The sequence below is a fragment of the Flavobacterium branchiarum genome, assembly GCF_030409845.1.
Classification (GTDB): Bacteria; Bacteroidota; Bacteroidia; order Flavobacteriales; family Flavobacteriaceae; genus Flavobacterium; species Flavobacterium branchiarum.
In genome coordinates this window covers 1,506,301-1,530,816 of sequence record NZ_JAUFQQ010000003.1, presented here as the reverse complement: position 1 = coordinate 1,530,816, position 24,516 = coordinate 1,506,301, and the positions used below count along the sequence as shown (strand labels likewise).

Annotated in this window: 21 protein-coding genes; 7 read left to right on the top strand and 14 right to left on the bottom strand. The window is 31.4% G+C overall.

Going from position 1 to position 24,516, the window contains the following annotated elements; all coding sequences use genetic code 11:
• Positions 1 to 41: 41 nt before the first annotated feature.
• The 6 genes from QWY99_RS07495 (at position 42) to QWY99_RS07470 (ending at position 6,195) form a co-directional block, all read left to right on the top strand.
• Positions 42 to 404 carry a heavy-metal-associated domain-containing protein gene (locus QWY99_RS07495; RefSeq protein ID WP_290263305.1) on the top strand — a complete coding sequence of 121 codons (363 nt, stop codon included), beginning with the start codon at positions 42 to 44 and terminating at the stop codon, positions 402 to 404.
• A 26-nt stretch (positions 405 to 430) separates the two neighbouring features.
• A complete protein-coding gene (locus tag QWY99_RS07490) occupies positions 431 to 919 on the top strand; it encodes a TlpA family protein disulfide reductase (RefSeq protein ID WP_290263302.1) in 489 nt (162 codons plus the stop codon).
• 1 nt (position 920) lies between these two features.
• Positions 921 to 1,448, top strand: coding sequence for a heavy-metal-associated domain-containing protein (locus QWY99_RS07485; RefSeq protein ID WP_290263300.1), 528 nt, complete (start codon positions 921 to 923; stop codon positions 1,446 to 1,448).
• A gap of 4 nt (positions 1,449 to 1,452) precedes the next feature.
• A complete protein-coding gene (locus QWY99_RS07480) occupies positions 1,453 to 2,259 on the top strand; it encodes a hypothetical protein (protein WP_290263298.1) in 807 nt (268 codons plus the stop codon).
• 286 nt (positions 2,260 to 2,545) lie between these two features.
• Positions 2,546 to 4,516, top strand: a complete 1,971-nt coding sequence (locus QWY99_RS07475; protein ID WP_290263296.1) for a protein-disulfide reductase DsbD family protein — start codon at positions 2,546 to 2,548, stop codon at positions 4,514 to 4,516.
• Between the two features lie 293 nt (positions 4,517 to 4,809).
• Positions 4,810 to 6,195, top strand: a complete 1,386-nt coding sequence (locus QWY99_RS07470; RefSeq protein ID WP_290263294.1) for a HAMP domain-containing sensor histidine kinase — start codon at positions 4,810 to 4,812, stop codon at positions 6,193 to 6,195.
• A gap of 83 nt (positions 6,196 to 6,278) precedes the next feature.
• On the opposite strand, the gene QWY99_RS07465 is transcribed toward QWY99_RS07470, so the two are convergent.
• The 3 genes from QWY99_RS07465 to QWY99_RS07455 all read right to left on the bottom strand — a co-directional run bounded on the left by QWY99_RS07465 (position 6,279) and on the right by QWY99_RS07455 (position 11,362).
• The gene (locus tag QWY99_RS07465; protein WP_290263293.1) at positions 6,279 to 7,637 is read right to left on the bottom strand and encodes a PepSY-associated TM helix domain-containing protein; all 1,359 of its coding nucleotides are present in this window, start codon (positions 7,635 to 7,637) and stop codon (positions 6,279 to 6,281) included.
• 70 nt (positions 7,638 to 7,707) lie between these two features.
• Positions 7,708 to 8,940 (bottom strand): DUF4374 domain-containing protein, encoded by a 1,233-nt coding sequence (locus QWY99_RS07460; protein WP_290263288.1) that lies wholly within the window; start codon positions 8,938 to 8,940, stop codon positions 7,708 to 7,710.
• A gap of 25 nt (positions 8,941 to 8,965) precedes the next feature.
• Positions 8,966 to 11,362 (bottom strand): TonB-dependent receptor, encoded by a 2,397-nt coding sequence (locus QWY99_RS07455; RefSeq protein WP_290263284.1) that lies wholly within the window; start codon positions 11,360 to 11,362, stop codon positions 8,966 to 8,968.
• Between the two features lie 108 nt (positions 11,363 to 11,470).
• Here QWY99_RS07455 and QWY99_RS07450 point away from each other — a divergent pair, with 108 nt between their 5' ends.
• Complete coding sequence (locus QWY99_RS07450; RefSeq protein ID WP_290263281.1) at positions 11,471 to 12,457, top strand: helix-turn-helix domain-containing protein; 987 nt, start codon at positions 11,471 to 11,473, stop codon at positions 12,455 to 12,457.
• Between the two features lie 87 nt (positions 12,458 to 12,544).
• Here QWY99_RS07450 and rclC read toward each other — a convergent pair whose 3' ends face one another.
• The 11 genes from rclC to QWY99_RS07395 form a co-directional block, all read right to left on the bottom strand.
• Complete coding sequence (rclC, locus tag QWY99_RS07445) at positions 12,545 to 13,102, bottom strand: reactive chlorine resistance membrane protein RclC (protein WP_290263279.1); 558 nt, start codon at positions 13,100 to 13,102, stop codon at positions 12,545 to 12,547.
• A gap of 80 nt (positions 13,103 to 13,182) precedes the next feature.
• Complete coding sequence (locus QWY99_RS07440; RefSeq protein WP_290263277.1) at positions 13,183 to 14,037, bottom strand: helix-turn-helix domain-containing protein; 855 nt, start codon at positions 14,035 to 14,037, stop codon at positions 13,183 to 13,185.
• A 14-nt stretch (positions 14,038 to 14,051) separates the two neighbouring features.
• A complete protein-coding gene (locus QWY99_RS07435) occupies positions 14,052 to 14,414 on the bottom strand; it encodes a hypothetical protein (RefSeq protein ID WP_290263275.1) in 363 nt (120 codons plus the stop codon).
• 117 nt (positions 14,415 to 14,531) lie between these two features.
• A complete protein-coding gene (locus QWY99_RS07430; protein WP_290263272.1) occupies positions 14,532 to 14,747 on the bottom strand; it encodes a hypothetical protein in 216 nt (71 codons plus the stop codon).
• 303 nt (positions 14,748 to 15,050) lie between these two features.
• A complete protein-coding gene (locus QWY99_RS07425; protein WP_290263270.1) occupies positions 15,051 to 15,284 on the bottom strand; it encodes a hypothetical protein in 234 nt (77 codons plus the stop codon).
• Between the two features lie 179 nt (positions 15,285 to 15,463).
• A complete protein-coding gene (locus QWY99_RS07420; RefSeq protein WP_290263268.1) occupies positions 15,464 to 15,688 on the bottom strand; it encodes a DUF5808 domain-containing protein in 225 nt (74 codons plus the stop codon).
• A gap of 78 nt (positions 15,689 to 15,766) precedes the next feature.
• Positions 15,767 to 17,116: a DUF4302 domain-containing protein gene (locus tag QWY99_RS07415; protein ID WP_290263266.1), complete on the bottom strand. Its 1,350-nt coding sequence runs from the start codon at positions 17,114 to 17,116 to the stop codon at positions 15,767 to 15,769.
• Between the two features lie 38 nt (positions 17,117 to 17,154).
• Entirely contained in the window at positions 17,155 to 18,021 is an 867-nt protein-coding gene (locus QWY99_RS07410; RefSeq protein WP_290263265.1) for a zinc-binding metallopeptidase, read from the bottom strand.
• 19 nt (positions 18,022 to 18,040) lie between these two features.
• Complete coding sequence (locus QWY99_RS07405; RefSeq protein ID WP_290263263.1) at positions 18,041 to 19,513, bottom strand: RagB/SusD family nutrient uptake outer membrane protein; 1,473 nt, start codon at positions 19,511 to 19,513, stop codon at positions 18,041 to 18,043.
• Between the two features lie 12 nt (positions 19,514 to 19,525).
• A complete protein-coding gene (locus QWY99_RS07400) occupies positions 19,526 to 23,233 on the bottom strand; it encodes a SusC/RagA family TonB-linked outer membrane protein (protein WP_290263260.1) in 3,708 nt (1,235 codons plus the stop codon).
• 153 nt (positions 23,234 to 23,386) lie between these two features.
• Positions 23,387 to 24,502, bottom strand: a complete 1,116-nt coding sequence (locus QWY99_RS07395; RefSeq protein ID WP_290263258.1) for a FecR family protein — start codon at positions 24,500 to 24,502, stop codon at positions 23,387 to 23,389.
• Positions 24,503 to 24,516: the final 14 nt, after the last annotated feature.

The following is a 24,516-nucleotide window of genomic DNA, read 5'->3' as shown; positions in this document are numbered from 1 at the left end:
CTGTATTTTAGAATTTTCTCATCCAAAAAAAATTACATACAATGAACTCAATAAAAAATTTATTGATGGTAATGACGCTATTACTATCAGTTACTTTCGCTAGCGCGCAAATAAAAAACAAAACTAAAGAAACTGTAAAAATTAGTGGTAACTGCGGCATGTGCAAAAAAGTTATCGAAACTGCAGCAAATGTTAATAAAGAAGCTAAAGTAACTTGGAATGAAACCACGCAAATAGCGACTATCACTTACGATACTAAGAAAACTAATCTTGATGCAATTCTTAAACGTGTTGCAGATGCTGGATATGATAATGAAAAATTTAAGGCTTCAGATGCTGTTTATAATGAACTACACGGATGTTGCCAATACGATAGAGAGGCAAACAGTAAAAAAACAGAGTAATCTCAATCTAAATCATTTAAAATATCATGTTCAAAATAAAAAATATAATCACGTTATTCTCCCTTATAACAACTGTTTCTATAGCAAGTGCACAAATAAAAGTAGGAGATAGTTATCCAAATGTTCAACTACAAAACAATAATAATGCTACAGTAAAACTAAATTCTTTTAAAGGAAAAACAGTTTTAGTAGACTTTTGGGCATCTTGGTGCGCTCCTTGTCGAGTGGCTAATAAAAAATTAGTAAAACTGTATGACCAATATAAAGGTCAAAATTTTGAAATAGTTGGAATATCGATAGATATCGATAAGACAAAATGGCTAAAAGCTATTGAAAAAGATAATTTGAAACACCAGCAGTTAATTGATCCAAAAGGTTTTGATGCAAAAACAGCTGTTACTTTTGGAATTGATGCTTTACCTTCAACCTATCTTTTTGATGCATCAGGAAAACTGGTTGCCATAAACCCAACTGAAGCACAAATTATTTCTCAAATTAAAAAAAATAAAAAATAAAATGAAAACCACATATATAAAATTCGTAGCAACTGCAGTTATATTATTACTAACTGGTGCAAAATCATATTCTCAAATTACTAAAGCCGAAATAATGGCTACTGGATTAACTTGTTCTATGTGCTCTAATGCAATAAACAAACAGTTAAAATCATACACAGAAGTTGATAGTATTGGAACCGATTTAAATACAAATACATTTACTGTTTACTTTAAAAAGGACAATTCATTAGAACCTAAAGTTTTAAAAAAGGCAGTTGAAAAAGCTGGTTTCTTTGTAGGCTCTATGGTGTTAACAGCAAAATTTCATACTCCTACAATTGAAGACAATACAACTTTAAAAATGGATGATGCAACTTATACTTTTATTGATATTAAAAATCCTGTAGCACATCAAGAAGCAAAATACAGAGTTTTAGATAAAGGTTTTGTAACTTCAAAAGAGTATAAAAAACTACTTAAATCATATTCAAAATATCCTGGTTATGCCACAGAAAATGAAAATGATTATTATTTAAAAGCACTATAATAAAATGAAAAAAATATCAATAGTACTCCTATTTCTTGCTTCATTCCAAATAGATGCACAAGAATTATTTGTAGTAACCGAGCCTGCTAGTAATGCTCCAGCGGGTTCTATTGGGGTTCGTGTAGGGCAATCACTCATGGAGAATAATTTTGAAAGTGGCTCTATGTACAATTTGACTCCAGAAGTTACTTGGGGAATAAATAAAAATTTAATGGTTCGTGCTTCGGGTTTTTTAAGCAATCAAGAAAACGGATTAGGAATTAAAGGTGGTGGTTTTTATGCCAAATATAGATTCTTTTCTGTAGATGATTTACAGAGTCATTTTAGAATGGCTGCCTTTGGACGATACAGTTATAATAACTCTATTATAAACCAAGAAGCAATAGATTTAATGGGTGGGAATTCTGGTTATGAAGCTGGTTTAGTAGCTACTCAATTAATTCATAAAGTTGCCATAAGTTCTTCTGTAAGTTATGCACGGGCACTGAATAACACGGATTATAGCTTTCCGGATTTATTAGGTAAAGACGCTATAAACTATACTTTCTCTGTGGGTAAATTAATGTATCCTAAAAAATACACTAGTTTTAAACAAACTAACATTAATGCAATGCTAGAATTTACGGGTCAAACGATAACCGAAAACGGAAAATCATATCTTGATGTGGTGCCTTCTATCCAGTTTATTATTAACAGTCAGGCGAGAATTGACCTTGCTTACAAAAAAGAATTGTATAGTTCAATGCATCGTGCTGCATCTGATGGTATTTTCTTAAAACTAGAGTACACTTTTTTCAACGTGACTAAATAAATTACTTTTCTATGATTTTAATTTATAGCTAAAGATTCGATATTCTCGCAAAGTTGCAGATTCACTAAGTTTTAATCAGCCTATTTCTTTATGCTTCTAAGACTTTGCTGGAGAATATGGTATCTAAAATCTAGTCTAAAAACAATATAAAATAGGGGCATTCTTTTGATTGTGTAATAGGTCGTTTTACTCAAAAAATGTCTCTTCCCAAGCCTAACAGGTTTTTAAATCTGTTAGGTTTAATTTATCATCCCTCTGAACAAATCGTTCAAATTAAACATACAAAATGAAGAAAATATTTTATTTAATATTCTTGGTTTTTGCTTTTGCAAAAGTCCAGGCACAGATTATAAATCCTGTGAAATGGGAAGCTTCAATTGAGAAAAAAACTAACTCTGAATTTGTTCTTTCTTTTAAAGGAGCTATCGAATCAGGTTGGCATGTATATTCACAATTTACTCCCGAAGACGGTCCTCTTCCAGCTGAATTTCTTTTTCATGATAACAAAAACAATTATGAAGTTATAGGTAAAGCTACCGAGAGTGAAACCAAAAGAGCCTTTAATGAAATCTTTGGTGTAGATGAAATATTCTTTTCTGATACCGTTATTTTTACGCAATTAATCAAACAAACTAATCCAGAAAAAGAAACTGTACAAGTCGAACTATCTTATCAAGTCTGTAAAGAAAACTGCATTAGCGAAACGAAATACTTTGAGTTTAATCTTAAAACGCTTACCGCAAAAGAAATTCAGGCGACTGATATAGTTGATGAAAAAACAACAAAAACTGCTGTAGCTACAACAATCGAAGAACAACCTAAATCGGATAAATCTGATTCGAGTTTATACATGATATTCTTTGTTGCATTTTTGTCAGGTTTTGCTGCATTGCTTACTCCTTGTGTATTTCCTATGATTCCTATGACGGTAAGTTTCTTTACAAAACAAAGCAAAACAAAAGCAAAAGGGATCAAGAATGCAATTATTTATGGTGTTTCTATCATATTAATTTATGTATTTCTTGGTACTGTAATTACGCTTATTTTTGGTGCTGATGCCCTAAATGCATTATCAACTAATGTATGGTTTAATGTAATTTTCTTTATCTTATTAGTTGTATTCGCCGTATCTTTTTTAGGTGCTTTCGAAATTATGCTACCTAATTCTTGGGCAAATAAAGTAGACCGTCAAGCGGATAAAGGAGGAATAGTAGGTATTGTTTTTATGGCATTGGCTCTTGCAATAGTTTCCTTTTCTTGTACAGGACCAATTATAGGAACTTTACTAGTTGAAGCTGCTTCTAAAGGTGGAATTGCACCAATTGTTGGAATGTTAGGGTTTTCTTTCGCTTTAGCGTTACCATTTATGTTATTTGCTATGTTCCCAGGTTGGCTAAACACGTTGCCTAAATCTGGCGGATGGTTAAATACTGTAAAAGTATTTTTAGGATTTATTGAATTAGCTTTAGCATTCAAATTCTTATCTAATGCCGATTTGGTATTGCAATTACACTGGTTTGAAAGAGAATTATTCTTAGCTATCTGGATCGCAATATTTGGTACTTTGGCATTCTATTTATTCGGAAAAATTACCTTACCACATGATTCTCCTTCGTCTTCTATTTCGGTAGGTCGATTATCAATGGGATTGGTTGTATTGGTATTTACTATATATCTTATTCCAGGATTATGGGGTGCACCTTTGAAACTAATTAGTGGTTTTCCTCCACCAATGACTTACAGTGAATCACCTTATGGTGTTGGAGGTTCAAGTAAAAGTACTGCATCAGAAACTGCATTACCAGACGGAGCTCATAAAGGCCCGCATGATATCATCGCTTTTACTGATTATGAAAAAGGATTGGCCTACGCCAAAAGTGTAAACAAACCTATTCTTTTAGATTTTACTGGATTTGCTTGTGTGAATTGTCGAAAAATGGAAGATTACGTATGGTCTGATCCACGTATTTTATCAATCTTAAATAATGAAGTCGTTTTGATCTCTCTATATGTTGATGATAAAAGAGAGTTACCTATTGAGGAACAATATACCTCTAAAGAAACGGGTAAAAAAATAAAATCGATAGGTAATAAATGGAGTGATTTCCAGATTACTCGTTACAAAGCAAATGCGCAACCGTATTATATCGTATTAGATACTAATGAACAAAGCTTGAATAAAGCCACAGGATATACTCCAGACATTGTTGAATACGAACAATGGTTAAAATCTGGTATTCAAGATTTTAAAAAATAATCAAAAAGCTGCCATTAAAGGCAGCTTTTTTTTATTGCCTCATCAGGAAATAAAAAAAACATAAAAATCTAATTTTATGCATTTATCGGTTAATCTCCAAAATGAAGCGTAACTTTATGCCCACGAAAAGTGACAATCTTAAGGATACCCAAATTAGCCCAAAAGAGAGCTAGATAAACAAGGTTTGAAACCTGTATTTACTTACTATGGCGATTAAAGGAAAGTAGATTAAAAAAAATGACAAAAAAACTTATCCATACCTAGTCTGGAATGGGATTTATTTTGAAAGTAGAATGAAAATTAGAACACGATTAACCATATTATTTACATTTACAACAGCAACTATTTTATTGATATTTGCTACTATTATCCTAATTTCTGCAAAGGAAAATAGAGAGAAAGAATTTTATGAATTACTAAAAAAAGAAGCTATTGCTAAGGCTACTTTATTTTTAAATGCCAAAGTAGATAGTAAAACATTACAGCACATTTATTCCAACAATCGAACGACATTGAATGAAGCCGAAGTGGCTATATACACTCCTTCTTTTAAATTGTTGTATCATGATGAACCTACTGTTAAAACAGTACCTGAAACGAAATCATTCATTGAAAAAATTGTACAAAAAAATGAAATACAATTCTATCAAAATGAACAGCAAGTTATCGGTATGAAATACCAGTTTCAAGGAAAAGAATATATTATTACAGCCACCGCTTACGACGAATTTGGATATATAAAATTAGAGAATTTATTCGAAACCGCTGTTATTTCTTTTATAGCATCTATTTTACTTCTATATCTGTTGGGGCGCTTTTTTTCTAAAAAAGCTTTTGAACCTGTTGTTAAAATGACAGATAATGCAAAAACCTTTTCTACTGAAAATCTCCATTTACGACTATACACCAACGAAAGTAAAGATGAAGTTTCTGAATTAGCAACTACTTTCAATAAAATGCTAAATCGATTAGAAAACTCCTTTGATTCTCAAAAACAATTTGTTTCTAATATTTCCCATCAATTACGAACACCACTTGCTACTATCATCACCACTTTAGAGCAATCTTCCAAAAAGGAGCGTAACGCTGATGAATATAAAAACATCATTATTAATACGTTGCAAGACACTAAAAAACTAGCAAAATTATCTAACAACTTACTAGATTTTGCTAAGGCGAATTATGATCCTTCTGAGATTGCATTCAGACAAGTTCGCATTGATGAAGTTTTACTAGACGCTAAAGAACTAGTTCTAAAATCAAACCCCAATTATACTATTACAATACATTTTGAAGATGACTTTGCGGATAAGGAACAAATCACAGTTAATGGAGACGAATATTTACTAAAAGTATCTTTTGCTAACTTACTTGAAAATAGCTGTAAATTCTCAGAAGACAATCAAAGTAAAGTTGTCGTATCACTAAAAAAAGAGAAAATTATTTTACAATTTACCGATCATGGTATTGGTATTTTAGAAGAAGATCTAAAGCATATTTTTAAACCATTTTACAGAGGATTAAATAGAATATATGCTGACGGAAACGGGATTGGATTGTCTTTAACTCAAAAAATAATATTACTCCATAAAGGAAGTATCGCTGTAACATCCGATAAAATTTCGGGTACAATATTTACTGTTGTATTATATTATGGCATAAAAAACACCTTTGATTAATTTCTAATAAAATAGTTTTCACCATCAAGACATTGATAATCCTAATGCCTTAATGGTTCAAACTTTTTCAGAATAACGAAATTCTAATATGACATTTCTTCTTCTAACTTTTTAGGAACTGGTACTGCTTTTGCAACTACTTTAGGTGCAGTTTTCGTTGCTTTTTTGCTAAACTTCTGTTTACCCCACCAAATTAAGAATCCTGTAATAGGTAAGCTTGCGGAAATCAAACTTGCAAAAAAAGCTAAAATTTTCCCCGTAAGTCCTAATACTGCACCTACGTGAATATCATAATTCATTCGGCGAATTTTATCAGGTACACTTGCCTCCTCGTACTTTCCTGAAAATGGGGTTTTTATTGTAATGTCTTTGAGTGATTGCTGATCGAAACTAAAGCGATCCATATTATAAAAGGTATTGCTTTTTTTATAAACAAAAGCACCAATGGGATCTGATGGCTTTTCTGGTATTGTTACCAAAATCCCTGCTGCTTGAGGATTTTCTTTTGCTAATTTGAGTATTACTTTATCTACTGTGGAGATATGAAAATCCTTAACATTTGTTGTATCAGACTTAGGTGATTCTCTAGTTTCTACTAATGGTTTTCCTCCCGAAGTTATCCAATATAATGATTTACTATACCAGCCAAAACTCCAAACTAAACCGGTAAGAGAAATAAATAATAAGAAAAACATGCTATAAAACCCAAGTACATTATGCATATCATAATTTACTCGTTTAAAAGTAGCCGACCATTTAATTTTAAAACTCTTGTCTCTAATAGATTTAATCCATTTAGTTGGCCACCATAAAACGATACCAGTGATTAATATTACAACGAAAATTAAAATGGCAACTCCTACAATCGGACGTCCAATATCATAAGGAAGCCATAAAGCTCTATGTCCATTAAGCATAAATCTAAAAAAATCGGTATCTGCTCTGGAAATTGTTTTTACATTAAGTACTTGTCCTGTATATGGATTCATATACACATTGATAGTAGCACCACTTCGTCTTTTTTTACGCTTTGGTTCTTTATCTTTTGTTTTATTTTTTGAAGCTAAATTAGCTTTTTCTTGTTTTTGCTGTTCCTTCTGAATTTCTTCTTTGTTTTCTTTTTTAGGAACAAAATAGCTAACAATTGCAGCTTCATCTTTATCTCCAAAGGTAACACTTGTAGCTTTCTTGCCTTTAACTTCTTTATTAGCAATATCTATTAATTGCGATGGCAATAAATACCCTTTTTCCTGAGGTGTAACAAAACGCCAATCTTCAATAAAATCTTTAATCTCATGCTCAAAAACGTACATACAACCAGTAAGACTAACAATAACGACAATGATTCCTGATCCTAATCCTAACCACAAATGTAGCCATGCCGAGGCGCGTTTGAAAAACGATTTTTTACTTTTTTTCTTTTTTGGGGTAGAAGTAGACATGTTTTAAAATCTTAAATTTAAATAATAAAAACCGTGAGCTCCTAAAAGCTCACGGTCAAAAAAAAAAAAATTAATATTTTAATTTCGCTATAGCTGTAATTTCACCGCCTTCTACTTTCATTCCTCTAGTAGCCACTCCTGTAGCTCCGTTAATTGTATAAACCCAGTTCCCTTCAGGTGTATTGATACCTAGTATAATAGAGTTATTATCTTCTGTAGCAATATTGTATTTTGTAGTAGTCGAATTAATTATTTTAGGTGCATTAGTAACCCAAGTAAATGTTTGATTGTACACATCGGCTACAGCCAATTTAGGCACTCCATCATTTGTACCAACAGTACCATACATTTGTAACAATACTTTTCCTTTACCAATATAACTGTTTGAAGAAATCTTATATCCTCCAGATTTTTCTTGTACGTTGAAAAAATAAGTCTTGTCAAATTCTGTAGTTCCTTTTTTAATTTTTACAACAGCAGATGGATTTTTAGATGTCAAAACAGAATTGCTTGATGCAACAGCTCCAGAAAAACCATAAGCATCACCATTTTCATCCTGAACTAATCCATTCGAAAAATAATCCCCTATGTAACTAGTACGATTATCTTTAATTACTTTTTCTAATTTTAATTCTGGATAGTTATATACTGCAACCCAAGTACTATCTGGATATTTAGTCCCAAAACTATCAACACCATCCCCTTTGATACTCATGTATGGCATATATACTTTATCTCCTACTTGTGTAGCCCAAGTAAAAAATGCTCTTTCTCCATTTTTAGCTAGAATTTTGGTATCTTGTTGTGCTTCACCAACAATAAGTGATGTTGTAGCATCGACTTTGTACATAGAAGCAATAGATGCTGCTCCACTTCTTGGTACTTTTATCATTAAAATATCTTTATTTACTGCTGCAAAAACCTGTACCGTTTCTGATTGAAAATTTGAGGTTTTAGCCAACTTACCTTCAGCAGTTAATGCATAAGTAGTTACTGCTCCAGGATTTCCTTGTCCGTAAAGCATGCTAAAAAATTTGTTCTGGTTTGTGATATAATAACGGTAAGAACCATCTTGTTCCAATCCGTTACCTGTAGTTGTGATAGACCCTGTAGTAATATCATCTGCAGTCAATAAATAATCTGCAATTCCTGCTGCTCCAGTTGTTGCTGTAATAATATATTTTGTTTTTTCTGTTCCTGTGCTTGGAACTCCTCCATCAGGGGAGTCTGAATTGCTTTCGCAAGAAAAAGTAGTAAAAGCTACTAAAGCTGAAAACATTACTAATATGTTTCTTTTTTTCATAATGATTGTTTGTTAAGTATTAAAGTTATTTATTTGATTTGTTGAAATAATATCTAAGTTTTAAATAGAAAGCCCTACTAGGTTTTTGTAATGAAAAATTGTCGTATAAACTGTTATCAAATGCATTTTTGCATTCAAAAGCGATATTGTATTTACCACCAGCCAACGTATATACTACATTAAAATCGTGATTAAACTGTTGAGGAATGTCTTGTTTACTATTTTTAATTCCTTGGCTTGGCCATGATAAATAGTAACTATGTACATATAAAAAGTTATATCCAACTGATAAATTATTTCCTTTTTTTATGAAGTCATTAAAAAAGACTGAAGCATCAGCATTACCAAAAAGATAAGGGATATTGGGAACTCTATCTTTATAATATGCAGATTGGATTTCTTTACCCTGCTCGAATCGTGTCATATTACGTAGATTTTGATACGTCATGTTTGCACCAGCTGTAAATCTGTTTTTATAAGAATATCTTACCTCTCCATCTATTCCATAATTTTTTACTCCCGGTTGATTAACACTTCTGCTTTCGATTTGATTTACGTTCATTTCTGGACGAATAAAATCCTTTGCATCGCGATACAAGAAATTCAAATCAAATGTCATTGCATGTACTTTCTTAAAGCTAGTTTGATAACTAAATCCAAGATTAAAGTTATTACTCGTTTCAGGCTTAAGATCTAGATTGCCTGCCGTACTAGTATTTGGATTTCCAAATACCTCATCTGGTATTGGTAATCTATAACTCTTTTCAAAAGATCCCTTTACTTGCAAATTTTGTTTTATGTAATAACTAGTTGCTCCGCCATATCCAAACAGTGTTTTATTATCCTTAAATTCCTGATAAGCAATATCTCCCCAATTACCTGAAGGATTATAACTCCTAGAAAAGGTATTTTTTAAAGAATACTCTTTTATAAATACCGAAGTACTCCATTTTTCGTTATAATCAAATTTATAACCTGCACCAATAATATTTTTTTGCGATTTTTTAGGTTGTTTATATGCTAATGATTCTGGAACTAACTCATCACTTTCTTTACGATCAAAAGTGTTGAATGTATTATTTAACATAAATGTATGTCGCTCATTTAGAGCATAAGTAAAGTTTGCAGTTGCTATTCCATTATTGTTTTTGAACTTACGTAATGTACGGCTACGTTCTCCGCCTAAACCTGGCATCTGCTTATATTCACCAAACCAATTGTATCTTCTAAAAACGGTATCGATATTTTGTTCTTCACCAAAATTATAATTACCCGTAACGCTAAGATCTAATCCTTTTGTAAAGAAATCTTTTACCTGATATTTTACACTTGGCATCAAAATATTTCCTTTGCTGTATATTTTACCAAATACGGCTTCCATACGGGCTCCAGTCTGCATATCAGCTTTATTTTGCCCTGCAGTAAAACCAAATAATAATTTATCGGCATATTTTTTACCTGTTACACCGATATTAAAAATTACAGTTTCATTATGGTAATTATCATGAAATCTTCTCACACGCGCTTCTGGATAGTACTGTCCACTAAATAAACCTGATGCTTTTACTTTAACCCAGTAATTATTATCTGAGTAATTTTGAAAAGCATTAATTTCGGCAGTAAAACCACTCTTGGCAGTATAACCTGCATTTAATGTTGAACGATGCGTATTAAATGATCCAAAAGAATAAGAAGCATCAACATAGGTACGAGGTTTAGAATTTGTAACTATATTAACTGCACCTCCAAGAGCATCGCCACCTAACCAAATAGGCACAACTCCTTTGTAAACTTCTATTCTATCAGCAAGATTTACTGGAATATTATTAAGCTGAAATGACGATCCAAAATTATCCATAGGAACTCCATCAATAAAAAGTTTTATCTGGTTACCCGAAAAACCATTAATAGAAAGTTCAGATCTCGATCCTACTCCACCCGATTCTCGAACACGAACTCCCGAAACTCTATCTAAGGCATGCGACAAATCAAGTGTTGAGTTATGCAACTTTTTTGCATCTATGGCTGTTACGCTATACGATTGCTTATTTACTTTTTCAGTTTGAGTGCGTCCCATTACGGTTATATTATCTAATGCGTTTAACTCACTTTCTAAACGAACTGAAAATATTATATCACTTGTTCCTTTAACTTCAATCGGTTTTTTTGAAGTTGTAAATCCTATTGCGGATACTCTCAAAATATAATTTCCTGCTTTGACACTTTTAAAATTATACTTTCCATTTTCATCGGACATTATGATAAAATCTGTTTTTTCTAGACTTATCGTCGCAAATGGAATACTTTGTCCTGAACTCTCCGTAACCTGTCCTGAGACTAAAACCCCTTTATTTTGTTGGGCAAACGAAAAGAATGACAATAAAAAAATTATACTGGTAAATAAAAATTTATGTGTTGGCATATGTTTAATTAGACTAATTATAAATAACTTTGTCGCAAAAGTACCATCACTCACCCGATAAATTATAGGGAAAAACGGATTATTATTTTGTAAAAAAGGATTATTATTTTGAAAATTAAATCAAAAATTAAAAGCCATGAAAAACCTATATTCTCAATAGGTGTTCACGATGGTTATGACCCAAAAAGTCACTTAACAGAAGAAAATATTAGTATCGAAATTAAAGATGTAGAAGATATCAAAAGTAATCATTTAATAACTGACGGACTTGTTATTCACGATACCCAAATGTACTTTTCTGAGCCTCAGACAATACTATTTGAGATTAGTTGCGAATCGATTATAATGAATTTTATATATTGTAATAATGTCGAAACACAAATTGACCAGCTAGAAAGCGAAAGATTTCATAGAGAAAACACGCACAACATCATCTACACATCAAATTATAAAGCCACTTTTAAAATACCAGCATTTGAGAAAATAAACTACTTTTCAATCATTTTATCAAAAGATTTTTATTGCAATATTATCAATGAAGATTGGGAGCTTCATCAAAAGTTTTCAAAAAATATTCTGTTAAAAAAATCTAGCTATATAACTTCTAATTATAGTGCCTTTACACCTGATATTCAATGGGTAATACATGAAATAAAAAATTGCAACCGCAAAGGTGCCTTAAAAAGAATGTATATAGAAACTAAGATTAAAGAGCTTTTAATCTTACAGTTTGAAACGCTTATTGAAAAAAAAGCTCCTAAAGATTTGATGGATGAAGATGATTATATGAAACTTCAAGAGGCTAAATTAATCCTTAATAAAGATTATGTGGACGCTCCTACTCTTCCTGAATTATCAAGAATGATTTCTCTCAATGAATTCAAGTTAAAAAAGGGATTCAAAGCCTGTTATGGAATCACTGTAAGAAGCTATATTATTGAACTTCGTATGAAACGCGCAAAAGAATTACTACAATCTAAACCTATAAGTGTTAGCGAAGTAGCATACAAATGTGGCTACAAAGATGTATCTCATTTCTCTGCGGCTTTTAAAAATTTCTATGGGTATTCTCCTCAAAAATTTAAGATTAATTAATCCATGGCTGCCCCCATTTCTGTGACTTAGCAAATGCAAATAAAAAAGGCTATCTGAAAAGATAGCCTTTTAAAATAGAATCATAAATTAATTCTTTTGAGATATAATTCTTTTGGCACAATCAGAAGCACATAACAGTCCTCCAGCCATCATAATAACATCTTTAATTACCAATCTTCCAGCTCCAGATAAATAAGGAAATCCATGTGTTGCACTTCCTAAATCTGGTACCCAAGTTTCGGGAGTGGTAATTAAAAAACTGAGGGTTACAACTGCCATACAAGCGGTAAGAACTCCTCCTACAAGTCCGATTTGAGGGTTGAAAATTCCAAATAAAGTAAGTAATCCAATAATTATGATTACTCCACCTAAAGCATAAGAAAAGATATACGTTCCGTTCTCAATATGCCATTTTATATTGTCTTCTACTACCTCACCTTCTTTATTTTTATGGTCTTTATATTCACTTGGATTGTTATAAAAGAAACTCATCAGTGGACTATTAGCTACAAATGGTACGATTCCGTCTGCCTCATATTGAAAAGCTTTAAGTCCCCCAATCCAAACCATTACAATAAAAATGGCAATTCGCATTAAATTAAAAAACTGACTTTGTAATTTTGATAGTGCTACTATTATATTCATACATTTCTTCTTTTAAGATTAACATTCAAAAGACAAAATTAACTACTAAATACACGGTCTACAATGGACAAATATGGATATTACCTAGACAAATCTGCTACAATAGATATTCCAACATCCTCTCTAAATGCAGTTGGAGTAATACCTGTATGTTTTTTAAAATAGCGGCTAAAATAATTTTCATCATCAAAATTCAATTCTGCCGCTATTTGCTTCATACTTTTATAAGTAAGATGAATGAGCTTTTTAGCCTCTAATATTACTCTTTCCTGAATTAATGTAGAGGGCGTTTTCAGAAAATACTGTTTGCATAATTTAGAAAAACTGTTAGGAGAAATTCCCATTTGGGCGGCATAAAAAGATGGTTGTCTTTCTTCTCTAAAATTATTCTCTAATAATTCTTTGAATTGTATTAATGGATGATGAATGTTTTTTTCTTCATCAACAAGATTATCTTCATATTTAATTTTACTACATAATGCCAGTATCAACTGCAAATAGGCACGTACTACTGCCATAGCATAGCTAGTGTTATTATCTAACTCAAGAATTAACTTTCCTAAAATATAATCTAACTCTACAAAGTCTTTTTTCTCAAGATTTACAAATGGTTGCTGGTATATGTTATTAAATAAAAGTCCATTACAAGCTACTTCTTTTTTATGATATTCAATACAATAGAAATCTCCATGAAACTGCAATCGGGTAGTTTTAAGAGTTTTTTTTACATCAAAATGAATGATTTGATACGGAGAGGTAAACAAAATAATTTTGCCTTCAAAAGCATATTCTACTAAATCTACACTTACTTTTCCTGTTCCTTCCAAAAGAAAAATACTGTACAACGGAGTACTGCCATGCAAATTAATATAATCTGTATCGCATTCCTGAACTGTACACTCTTTATAGTTTATTTCTTTTTCCTTTTCTCTCATTACATTTTTTATCGTTATTTACGGTACCATTTTATCTCAAAATAGCTTTTAATCTCATACTGTTTTAACAAAGCACTTTCACGAAGCTTCTTTCCTGTTGTAACTTGTTCCCAAAAAAAACTTGAATTACTAGGATATGGAATTTCAATTGCAGCTTCATCTAAAAGAAAACTACTTCTATTTCTTTGTGATTCATAAAAAATCACATTGACATAATCTATAACATCAAATACATTAAACGTTTGTCTAAACTCAGCTCGAACTTCATCATTATTTGCAAAACAAACGCTACCTTCAAAATATAATTCTGCTATAAAAGGAATACCAATTATTTTTTCAATTGTAACCAAAACTTCTTTATCAAAGATAGGTATCATATAGCTTGATAGGAATTATTATTAGGAAAATCATATTAAATATAAACTAAATTAAAAAATCATTCGTCATTAAAGTGCATAAAAAAACCAGTAATAAATACTGGCTTTTATAAAATATTAGCATATCGGAATTATACCATCTTTACCTGGTTCTGCACAAATTCTAGTGTCCCCTACAATAGGTCCAACTATAGTATGCGCACATGGAAAATTAGGATAAGTTGCTTGACTAGCCCCTGGAGGTGCCCAATCACCATCAGCACATACAGGATGAATCTCTAGTCCGTTTTGCCCTTTACCAACAATTTTTTTTAGTTGATTTTTGCTTAACAATTCAACTCCATTTAAATTTAAGATTGATTTTAACTTAATAAATTAAATAATTAGATTTTTAAATTTATCAATAATTTTAAGTCCATTGACATCTAGACTTTTAAAGCATTAAATATAAGAAATTACTTTTTAAAAAACATATCACATGTATTTAAATAATCTAATAATCAACTACTTAATTAATTTAAAAAAATCAATCAGCTATTAGTATTAAATTAAGGTGATGAGAATCGCTATAACAAATTTTATAAATTAAAAAAGCCGTTTCGAATTATGAAACGGCTTATTAAACTCAATATTTTTTTAGCATCCGGTTACAGAACCATCTTCTAAAAGAGTAGGTAAACAAGGTACTTCTTGAGGACCAATACATGGGTAATTAGGATATTCCCACGGATTAGCTCCTGCAGGCGCCCAATCATTCTTATCACATCTAGGAATAGGAATTGGACCATTTGAACCTTTACCAATAATGTTTTTTTGTTGATTTTTGCTAAGCAACTCAACTCCATTTAAACTTAAGATTGTTTTTAACATAATAAATTAGATTAATAAATTTACCTATGATTTTCATATCACTGATGTACAACGATTTAAAACAACTAATCCAAGAATTTACTTTTAATTCTAAAACAATAGTTCTGAATCAATTATATACTCTTTCGTACCATGTAAAATCCACTTAAAATATTCTGGGTAATGATTTTTAATAGCAACTAATTCATATTCTCAACAATATATTTAATAGCATAAATTACTGCGAATAGAATTATAAAAAATAATATTGAATTTGGATTTCCAAAATTAATAGTCCAACCCAATTCTTTTATTCTCTTAGGAGGAAACAATCTTTTATCTTCTTTATTAAAATAAAAAATTCCCCATATCCAATTTGAAGGATCCTTACGCCAGTTATCTTTAGTTTCTTTACTAGGATCCATAATTACATTTTTAATATCAATCTTATAATATAAAAAGACTACTTAAAAAAGCAGTCTTTTTATTGTTTATTGTTTTAACTATTGAAAAGCATAAGTAGCTAATCTAAAATTACTTGACGAAGATGTAAAAGTATAAACTGTGTTAGGTACTCCTGCAAGTTTGAAAGCTTCTCTCTTAACATATAATCCATTCGGATTTGTTAATTCTTGATCAAATTTCTTCAACAAGGCTGGTTCTGCAATAAGAGCAGTTGCGGTTTGCCAAGAAAGATGTTTAAGCGTAATTGTTTTTTTAACTGGATCCTCAACAACTTGTACGTTATGATATAAAGTAGCTTTTCCACCTGTAAAAGTATAAACTATATATGAATCACCGTCATTGTTAAACTCGAATTGAACCCTATTGACCTTTTGTGCAGTAGGTAAACTAGCATTAATTTCATTTAATAATGCATTACATAAAGTTGAATTTCCAGATGAATTTATCAAAATGGATGCAATGTAGCCAAATGCAGTTGCTGGTTGTCCACTCAAAAGAATTTTATAATCATCTGTAATTACTAAAGGTTTTGCACTGTACTTAATTGTAGCACTAACTCCATCAGTTCCTTTAGATGTAAAGCTTCCTGTTGCGTCGTCATAAACAAATTCAGATAAATTTTGTCCCTTAACTACAATAGCAGGACTCACTATCATTCCTGTTGGTGAATAACCAACACCAAAATTATAACTTTCTGAGAAACCTTCACTAATAGGGTCTGCAGTAGCGAAACGAGTGGCTTTATCAAAATTAAAATCAAATTGACGCACAGTTGTTCCGTCTGTAGTTTCTAATAGTCTAAAAAGTGGTCGTGAATTTGCCCCAATTACATTCTTTTCCATTACAATATTTAATGGTAAACTTGCCCAATCAGCTGCAGTAGCTTTTACAAAACGTAATTCCTGAAACTTACGGTTGGTTCTAAAAACAATATCCCCTTTATCTTCTCCATAAAATAAAAACTGAAAATCACCCAAATATCCTTGTCCCTCAAAATCATCGTTTGGGAAAGAATTTGAGTCAGATAAAAGATGGATTCTGTTGGCTGTAGTAAAAACTACGCTTACAGTGCTTCCAAGTTGAATCTCATATTGACTATCATATTTTTTTGTATCGCTATCAAAATCTGACGCCATTGACACTTTCCCACCAGGAGAAAATTTAAATAAATGCGTATATCCACCTAATTGTTTGTTATCTGTAAAATAAACAGCTTTCCATCCATACTCAGATGAAAGTAATAATTCATTCAATTTTTCAGATTGAGTATTAATTCTACCAGTAGGAGTTTCATCAAACTTTTGTTCTGTATCATTGTTACTGCAAGCAACTAATTGAATTGCTACAAAAGCAACAACTAGCAACTTATATAAATATTTTATTTTCATAATGTTTTTTTAAATTAATGTTTTCGAACTTACTATTACTAATTACCATTAATTACACTTGTAGTATTTCTTTCGGCCTCATCCCTTAATGCATAGAAGTCCATATCAAAAGCATCTTTGAAGTATTTTACTACTATAGCTTCTTTCTTTTTAATATCCTCTTTTGCTTTTGTGCTACTAATACCTGCTAAAATAGCTGCGTATTCCGCCTTGGTACTAATTAGAATTATAGAAGCTGTTTCAGCAAAATCTTCGACAATATTAGACCTTGCGTAGCTAGTTATGAAACCTAATTCTCTTGAGTTTTTTAGCGTTTCTAAATGCCAAGTTGCTGTGTAACCTGAAGGTGTCAATTTTCCCCAAGCTTGTTCATCAAAAGGTTTATTTTGATTTAAAATATGTACATACTCGTGTTGAATAGTATGAATAAACTCAGAAACAATTGCACGATTTTGCTTATTGATATAATCAACTTCAAAAAGTGTTATTCTTTGTCCTCCTTCTGCAATTCCTAACGTTCTTGTACCATTTTCATTTGAGTTTACACCTCCAACCAAAACAATTTCTCTTGGTGCTATTTTCTTTACAAAATCAGCTCCTCCAATGGTTGCATAACTTTTTAACCATATTTGCTTAACAATTTCTAAAGCAGGTTGTACTTTATCGATAGTAGGAGGGAATAAATATCTGCTATTATCAACAGTATTCTGATTCCATTTATAGCGTGCGTTAATATTATACGGATCAAGGTAATTCGCAGTAATCCATTTATCAAGCACCGATTGATCTGGCTGCGTAAAATCTAATTGGCTTTCCTTAGGCTGATCTTCATGAGAACAACCAGAAAAAATCATTACTACTCCAGCAATTAATGCAATTTTTTTATATTGGTTTAATATCTTCATAATACTTTATATTATTTTATTATCTAGGATTTAATTCAACACCATTACTAGATGCGCTAAGTGGTACTTGCAACACTCTACGTTTATCATCTTTAGTTAAAATGTTTGTTGGGCTATTGAAAATTTCATGCTTCACTTCAAGATCAAAACGTTTCACATCAAACCATCTCATTCCTTCATGAATAAACTCTCTTCTTTTAGCCTCAGCGATAGCTTTTACATATGAAGTTTGTACTGGAGTCATAGTATAAAAAGGCGTATATTCATTTGTAATAACTGGATATTTAGCAACAACTTTTGCCTCTGTTAACTTATCAGTTGTAGCGTTATACCCTATTGTTCTCATACCTAAAAAGAATTCTAGTTCTGTATTAGCTTCAGCAATTCTATTAGACATAACAAGTGCTTCAATTCTATTTAAATAAAATTCATCATTAGAAAAAAGTACAGTTCCTAAAAATGGTTCTCCAATTGCTGCTGTAAGGTTAGTATATTTAAAATATTCTTTGAACTTAGGGCGGAAATTTGTTTTATTGTTATAAGAATAAGTTGAATAATACCAATCTTTATTATAAAAATTACCACTACCCAATATTTCAGCAACCTTATTTCCTCCTAAATGAAATCTATTTAATTGATTTGCTCTAGAATATATTGAATAAGATGAAACTATTAATAAATTTGTAGTATGTTCCGGTTTTGCATAGTCAATAAATTGAATATTAGGATCTAAGCTTGTATAAGCTACATAATCTCTAATTTTACCGACTGGTTTTGATCCCAATCCCTCAGTAAGTGCAAGTACTTTAGCCCAATTACCTTTTATTAAATAAAAACGACTTGCAAATGCTTTTCCCGCTTCTTTATTAAAATGAAATTTTGGCTCTTTATACTCGCTAGTTACATATTTCAAACCTTCATCTATATCTCTTTGAATGTAATCGTAAACTTCCTCAACAGTATTTCTAGTGTATTTTTTAACCAAAGCAGTTTCTGGTTCAGACACATAAGGAATACCTAAGTCTGTTGCTGCAGTACTAGGATTATAACGTTTTGACCAAAATGTTACTAACATAAAATGTGAATAAGCTCTAGCCAATAATGCCTCTCCTCTTTGTGCATTCAAACTTGCAGGAAATCCTTGCTCTTCAATAGCCTGAAGTGCTTTATTAGCATGAGCAATCGCTCTGTAACATGCATCCCAATAATTTGCCTGAGTATCTATATTGGTTTCATTTTGCATTTGCCAATTATAATTCTGCTCATTTTTAGGTAGCGTCTCTACTAATCTTCCATCGGTTACGTTATCAGACATCGTTTCAGCAAAATCCATATAAGTCCCACCTACAGGGTATGCATTAACCAATAATTCTGATATTTTTTCTGGAGTATCTATTTGCGTTCTATTATCAGGTGTTTCCGAAAGAAACTCATCACAACTACTAATGCTTATAAGTAATAATAATGATAGTGCTATTTTTATATTTTTCATAATTGAATGATATTATAATGAAATATTTAAAGTAAATGTATACTGAGAAGTTATTGGAAATGCTACTCCTCCTGTATTACGGAATTCAGGATCTTGACCATTCAATCTCTTATCTGAATAAATCAACCAAGGATTAACTGCTGATCCTTTTAGAGTAAAAGTAGTTAGACCTAACCTTTTCTTAAACTCTTTTGGAAATTCCCAGCTTAATGATATGTTTTTTAAACGTACAAAATCACCATCTGCAATTCTAACATCAGAATAATTATAAGTGTTGTATGCAATAGCAAGGTTACTTGCACCTTCATTATTAGCAATTAATCTTTTGTCTGCAATAACCGGAACGTTAGTTCTGTTTTCATCTCCTGGATTAATCCATCTGTTAGTATAATCTTTAGTGAAAACTGTTAAGTCATCATATTGACTATCAAAAATAGGATTTAAACGAACTTTATTTCCTGCTGACCCTACAAAGAATACATATAACGACCAATTTTTGTAAGTGAACGTATTTGCAAGACCAAACGATTTATTAGGCTCTATTGATCCTTCGTATTTTAAATAATTAGTTACGTTTTTATTATCCTGAAAATTAGCACCTGTAATTTTATCATTTTCACCATCTTGCATTACAAATGTTGGAAGTCCTTGATTATTTAAACCTGTAAATTGGTACGAATAGATAGCGTTTCTAGGACGTCCTACAGCGTTTCCTCCATTTCCATCAACTAAATCAAAAGCTGTTGGTTGGTTTTCTAACTTTGTAATTTCCTGATTGTAAACTGAAAAATTAAATGTAGTTGACCATTTAAAATCTCTATTTACAATATTTTGTGTTGTTAAACCAATCTCTAGACCTTTGGTTTGCATATTAGCATTATTACCTTGTTTAATTCTTTGACCTCCAATACCTGATGTTACTACATAGTCAACTAAATCAAATGCTTTACGTCTATAAATATCAGTTACTAATTGAACTCTGTTATTAAACAATCCTAAATCTAAACCAATGTTAGTCTCAAATTGTTTCTCCCAAGTTAAATCTCCATTTTGCAATTGATCAATTTCAATTCCTATTTCTCTATCATTTAAATTTAAACGATTAGCTATCATACTTTTATATATAGCCAAAGAGTTTGTTGCTGGACCAGCTGTTGCAGTTAAACCATAAGAACCTCTTAATGCTAAATTGTTTACTGTTTTCATGTTTTGCATGAATTTTTCTTCAGTAACATTCCATTTACCACTAAAAGTATAAGTTGGTAACCATCTTGAAGAGCCACTATTTCCTTGTCTGTTTGACCCATCATAACGTCCAGTAACAGATGCTGTATAACGACGATCATAAGTATACCCTACTTTTCCAAAGAAACCAACAGTACGTTCTTTTTCACTATTAAATCCAAAATAAGAATTTCCTTCATTGATTACTTTTTCTATAATTCTAGGATCAGTAAAAGCAGTAAGCCCTCTGTCATACTGAAGACCAGCTGCGGTAAAATTATCACTATTTCTATCTAAAGATCTTAACTCTGTACCAAAAAAGCCTTCTACTTCATGTTTATTATTGAAAGTATTTCTATAATTTATACTGTTTCTGATGTTATAAGAAGTCATATCATTTGTAAACTTTCTTAAAAAACCTCCATTAGGAAGAACAGATATTGCTGGCGTTGATAAATCATTTGGATCTTTGTATAAAAAGATATTTGCATCTCTTACAATTGTAGTCTCCATTGCATTATAAGCACCAACAACATTTGATCCCTCTAGAATTTTATGTTCTCTAGTGGTATTTGCATAACGAGCTGATCCTGTAAGATTATAAGTTAAATGCTTGTTTATTTTATAATCTAAATCTAACTGAAAGCGAATATCTTTTACGTTAATATCTAAATAATTGCTTTTTAATTCATTAACAATATTCATAGGAGCCCAGTTATTACGATAGTACTCTAGATTTCCATTTTCATCATAAGGTCTTAACGTTCTGCTTGTATTTAAAACATAAGCAAATGGATTTATATCAAAATCACGAGTTACTTTACCAAAAACCTCATCCTTTTGACTTTCATATGTACCTGGCGCTTGCTGATCTCTAACAGAAGCCATCGTAGATAAAGTAATATTTAATTTATCGTTTACAAAAAAGGTTCCTTTAATATTTGATGATAACTGTTTTACATTATCAGCAATTGTCCATCCTGGATCTGTGTAGTATCCTAAAGAGGCATAAAATGTATTATTCATTCCTCCTCCAGAAAAACTCAACGAGTGACTTTGTGTTATAGATGGTCTAAATAAAACTTTAAACCAATCTGTATTAGCTAACTCGTATTTTTTTAAAAAATTATTACGACTTACAGGATCATTTTTCACTAAATAACTATCTGTTTCTGGTACGTAAGTATTGATAGCTTTTCCTAAAATATTATATACTCCACCGTATCTTCCTTGAACAGTTGATGGCAAATCAAGAAATCCTTTAGCTTCCATTTCTTTAAAAATACTCATCGATTCCTGAGAATTTAAGATATCATATTGACTATAATTTGGTACAGATCTTACAGATTGTTCCAAAGAATAACTCACTTTTAAAGGAGAGTCTCTACGACCTTGTTTTGTAGTAACAACTACAACTCCATTTAAAGATCTTGATCCGTAGATAGAAGTAGCCGAAGCATCTTTTAATATTTCTATACTCTGAATATCATTTGAGTTTAAACCTGCAACTGATGAACTTAATAATGTTTCTGAGTTTCCTGAAGCTAAATCTGCAAATGAAATATTGATGATATCCTCTTGTACAACACCATCAATAACCCATAATGGCTTTGTATCACCAAAAATTGAAGATGATCCACGTACAGTAATTTTAGGAGCTGTACCAAATGTACCTGTAACGTTTTGTACAGTAACACCTGCCGCTTTTCCTTCGATCATTCTACTGATATCTGCAACACCATCAACCTTTAACTCTGCTCCAGAAATTTTACTGATTGCTCCTGTAAAAGTTCTTTTTGAAGTTTTTTCATAACCTGTTGTGATTACAACTTCTTTTAAGTTTTGTCCTAGCTCACTTAATGAAATTGTTAGTGGAGAATTTACGATATCTACTTCCTTAGTTTCCATACCTACATAAGAGACTACTAACTTGGTACTGTTTGTAGGCATATCAATTGAAAAATTACCATCAAAATCAGTAAGTACTGCAATCTTACTCCCTTTTGCAAGTACGGTAGCCCCTGGTAAAGGATCCCCATTTTGATCAATTACTTTTCCTTTTACAACTGGAATAAATAAACTTTCAAAAAGTGACGCTGAAACGTTTACATCCTCAAAGTTTGTTGATTGCGAGCTATCCTTTTGTAATATAATTTGGTTACTTACCTCAGAGTAAGTAATACTGAACGGTTTTAGCACTCGATTAAGAATACTTGATAAGGTTTCATCATTGGCTTCGATACTCACTTTTTGATTCAACTGAGTCATCCTTGAGTTATACGAAAACTTAACTTTTGCTGATTTTTCAAGCTTAGATAACGCATTATCCAAACTTAAATTAACAACGTCGATTGTTACTTTCGTGTCCAATTTCCTTTGTCCTTTCACACTATTTGCCATAGTGACACTTGAAAAGACAAACGCCAAGACAAACTGAAATAATGTTATTTTCATGATTCGAAAGAGTAATCGTTGTTTAACAACAGGTTTTTTCATAATTTTGGTTTGTTTAATTAATACTATTTACTGGGTATTGAGGAACATCACAAATTGCACTTTACAGAGTACAATTTGATTTCATTTAAGCGTCGAAAATGTTACAGCATCTTCGGCGCTTTTTTTATATCATTTTTACATAAGCATTAGCTATTATTCACATCCATTGGATGTTATGATGATTTGATTTCCATTCATCTCATAACTTGTATTGTTGCCAAGACTTTTACAAATAATTTTAAGCTTCTCAGGCAAAGGTTGATCGCTTAATGAAGTAGTTAAATGGCAGTCTTTAAGTTTTGAATGGGGATAATCAATCTTTACCAAATACGCTTGTTCAATTGTCTTGAGTATTTGCGTAACTGGAATATCAGTAAACTCGAAGCTTAGCTGTTCTATATTACCTACTGAGTGCGCTAAAGACTCATCTTGTGTAATATCTGTAATCTTATTAAAAGTAAATCCCTGTCGCACAAAACGTAAGGCTTGATTAGGTAATAAAACAACTTCTTTTTTTTCTGATTTTGTAAGTAATTCATTTGACTTAACAATTACTTTCCCTGTTCGAACAAGCACCTCAACATTAGGCTGATCAGAATAAGCTTTAATCCTAAAACTCGTTCCCACTACACGAGTAACTATCTCATTGGCGAAGACAAAAAATGGTTTTTGGGGATTTTTACTAATTTCAAAAAAGCCTTCGCCAGATAGATAAACTTTTCTCTCGTTACCTGTAAATGTTTTAGGATAACTTAGCGTACTTTTTGGTTTTAACAAAACAGAACTACCGTCAGATAAAGTTATAATTTGTGATTTATTAGAGTGATTGGTTTGTTCCACAAGACCTTCATAGCTTTCACTTACAAGTTCTTTATAAGTAACAATTGTATTGTCAGAATTTATATTATTCTTATAAAACCAACTAATTGCAAGTCCAAAAATTAAAACAGCGGCAGCTCCACTAAGCCAATAATTACTCCAAAGTCTAAATACCGAAAAATTCACACCTTTCTGAACCGTTTCTTTTCTTTCAATCTTATTCCATGTAGCTTGTAATGCTAATTGAATATCTGTTTGAGATAAAGTACTCTCAGGAACATTCATTGCCAACAACCATAAACGAGCCTCTTCTACTAATTTGGCACGTTTAGGATTCTCAAGAGTCCATTCTTCCCAACGATCCAAATCTTCATTAGATTGAACCCATGTTCGGAATGATTTGTCAGCCAAAAAATCTTCTACTTCTTTATAATTGTTACGTTTTTGCATCTTAAAATAAGGGT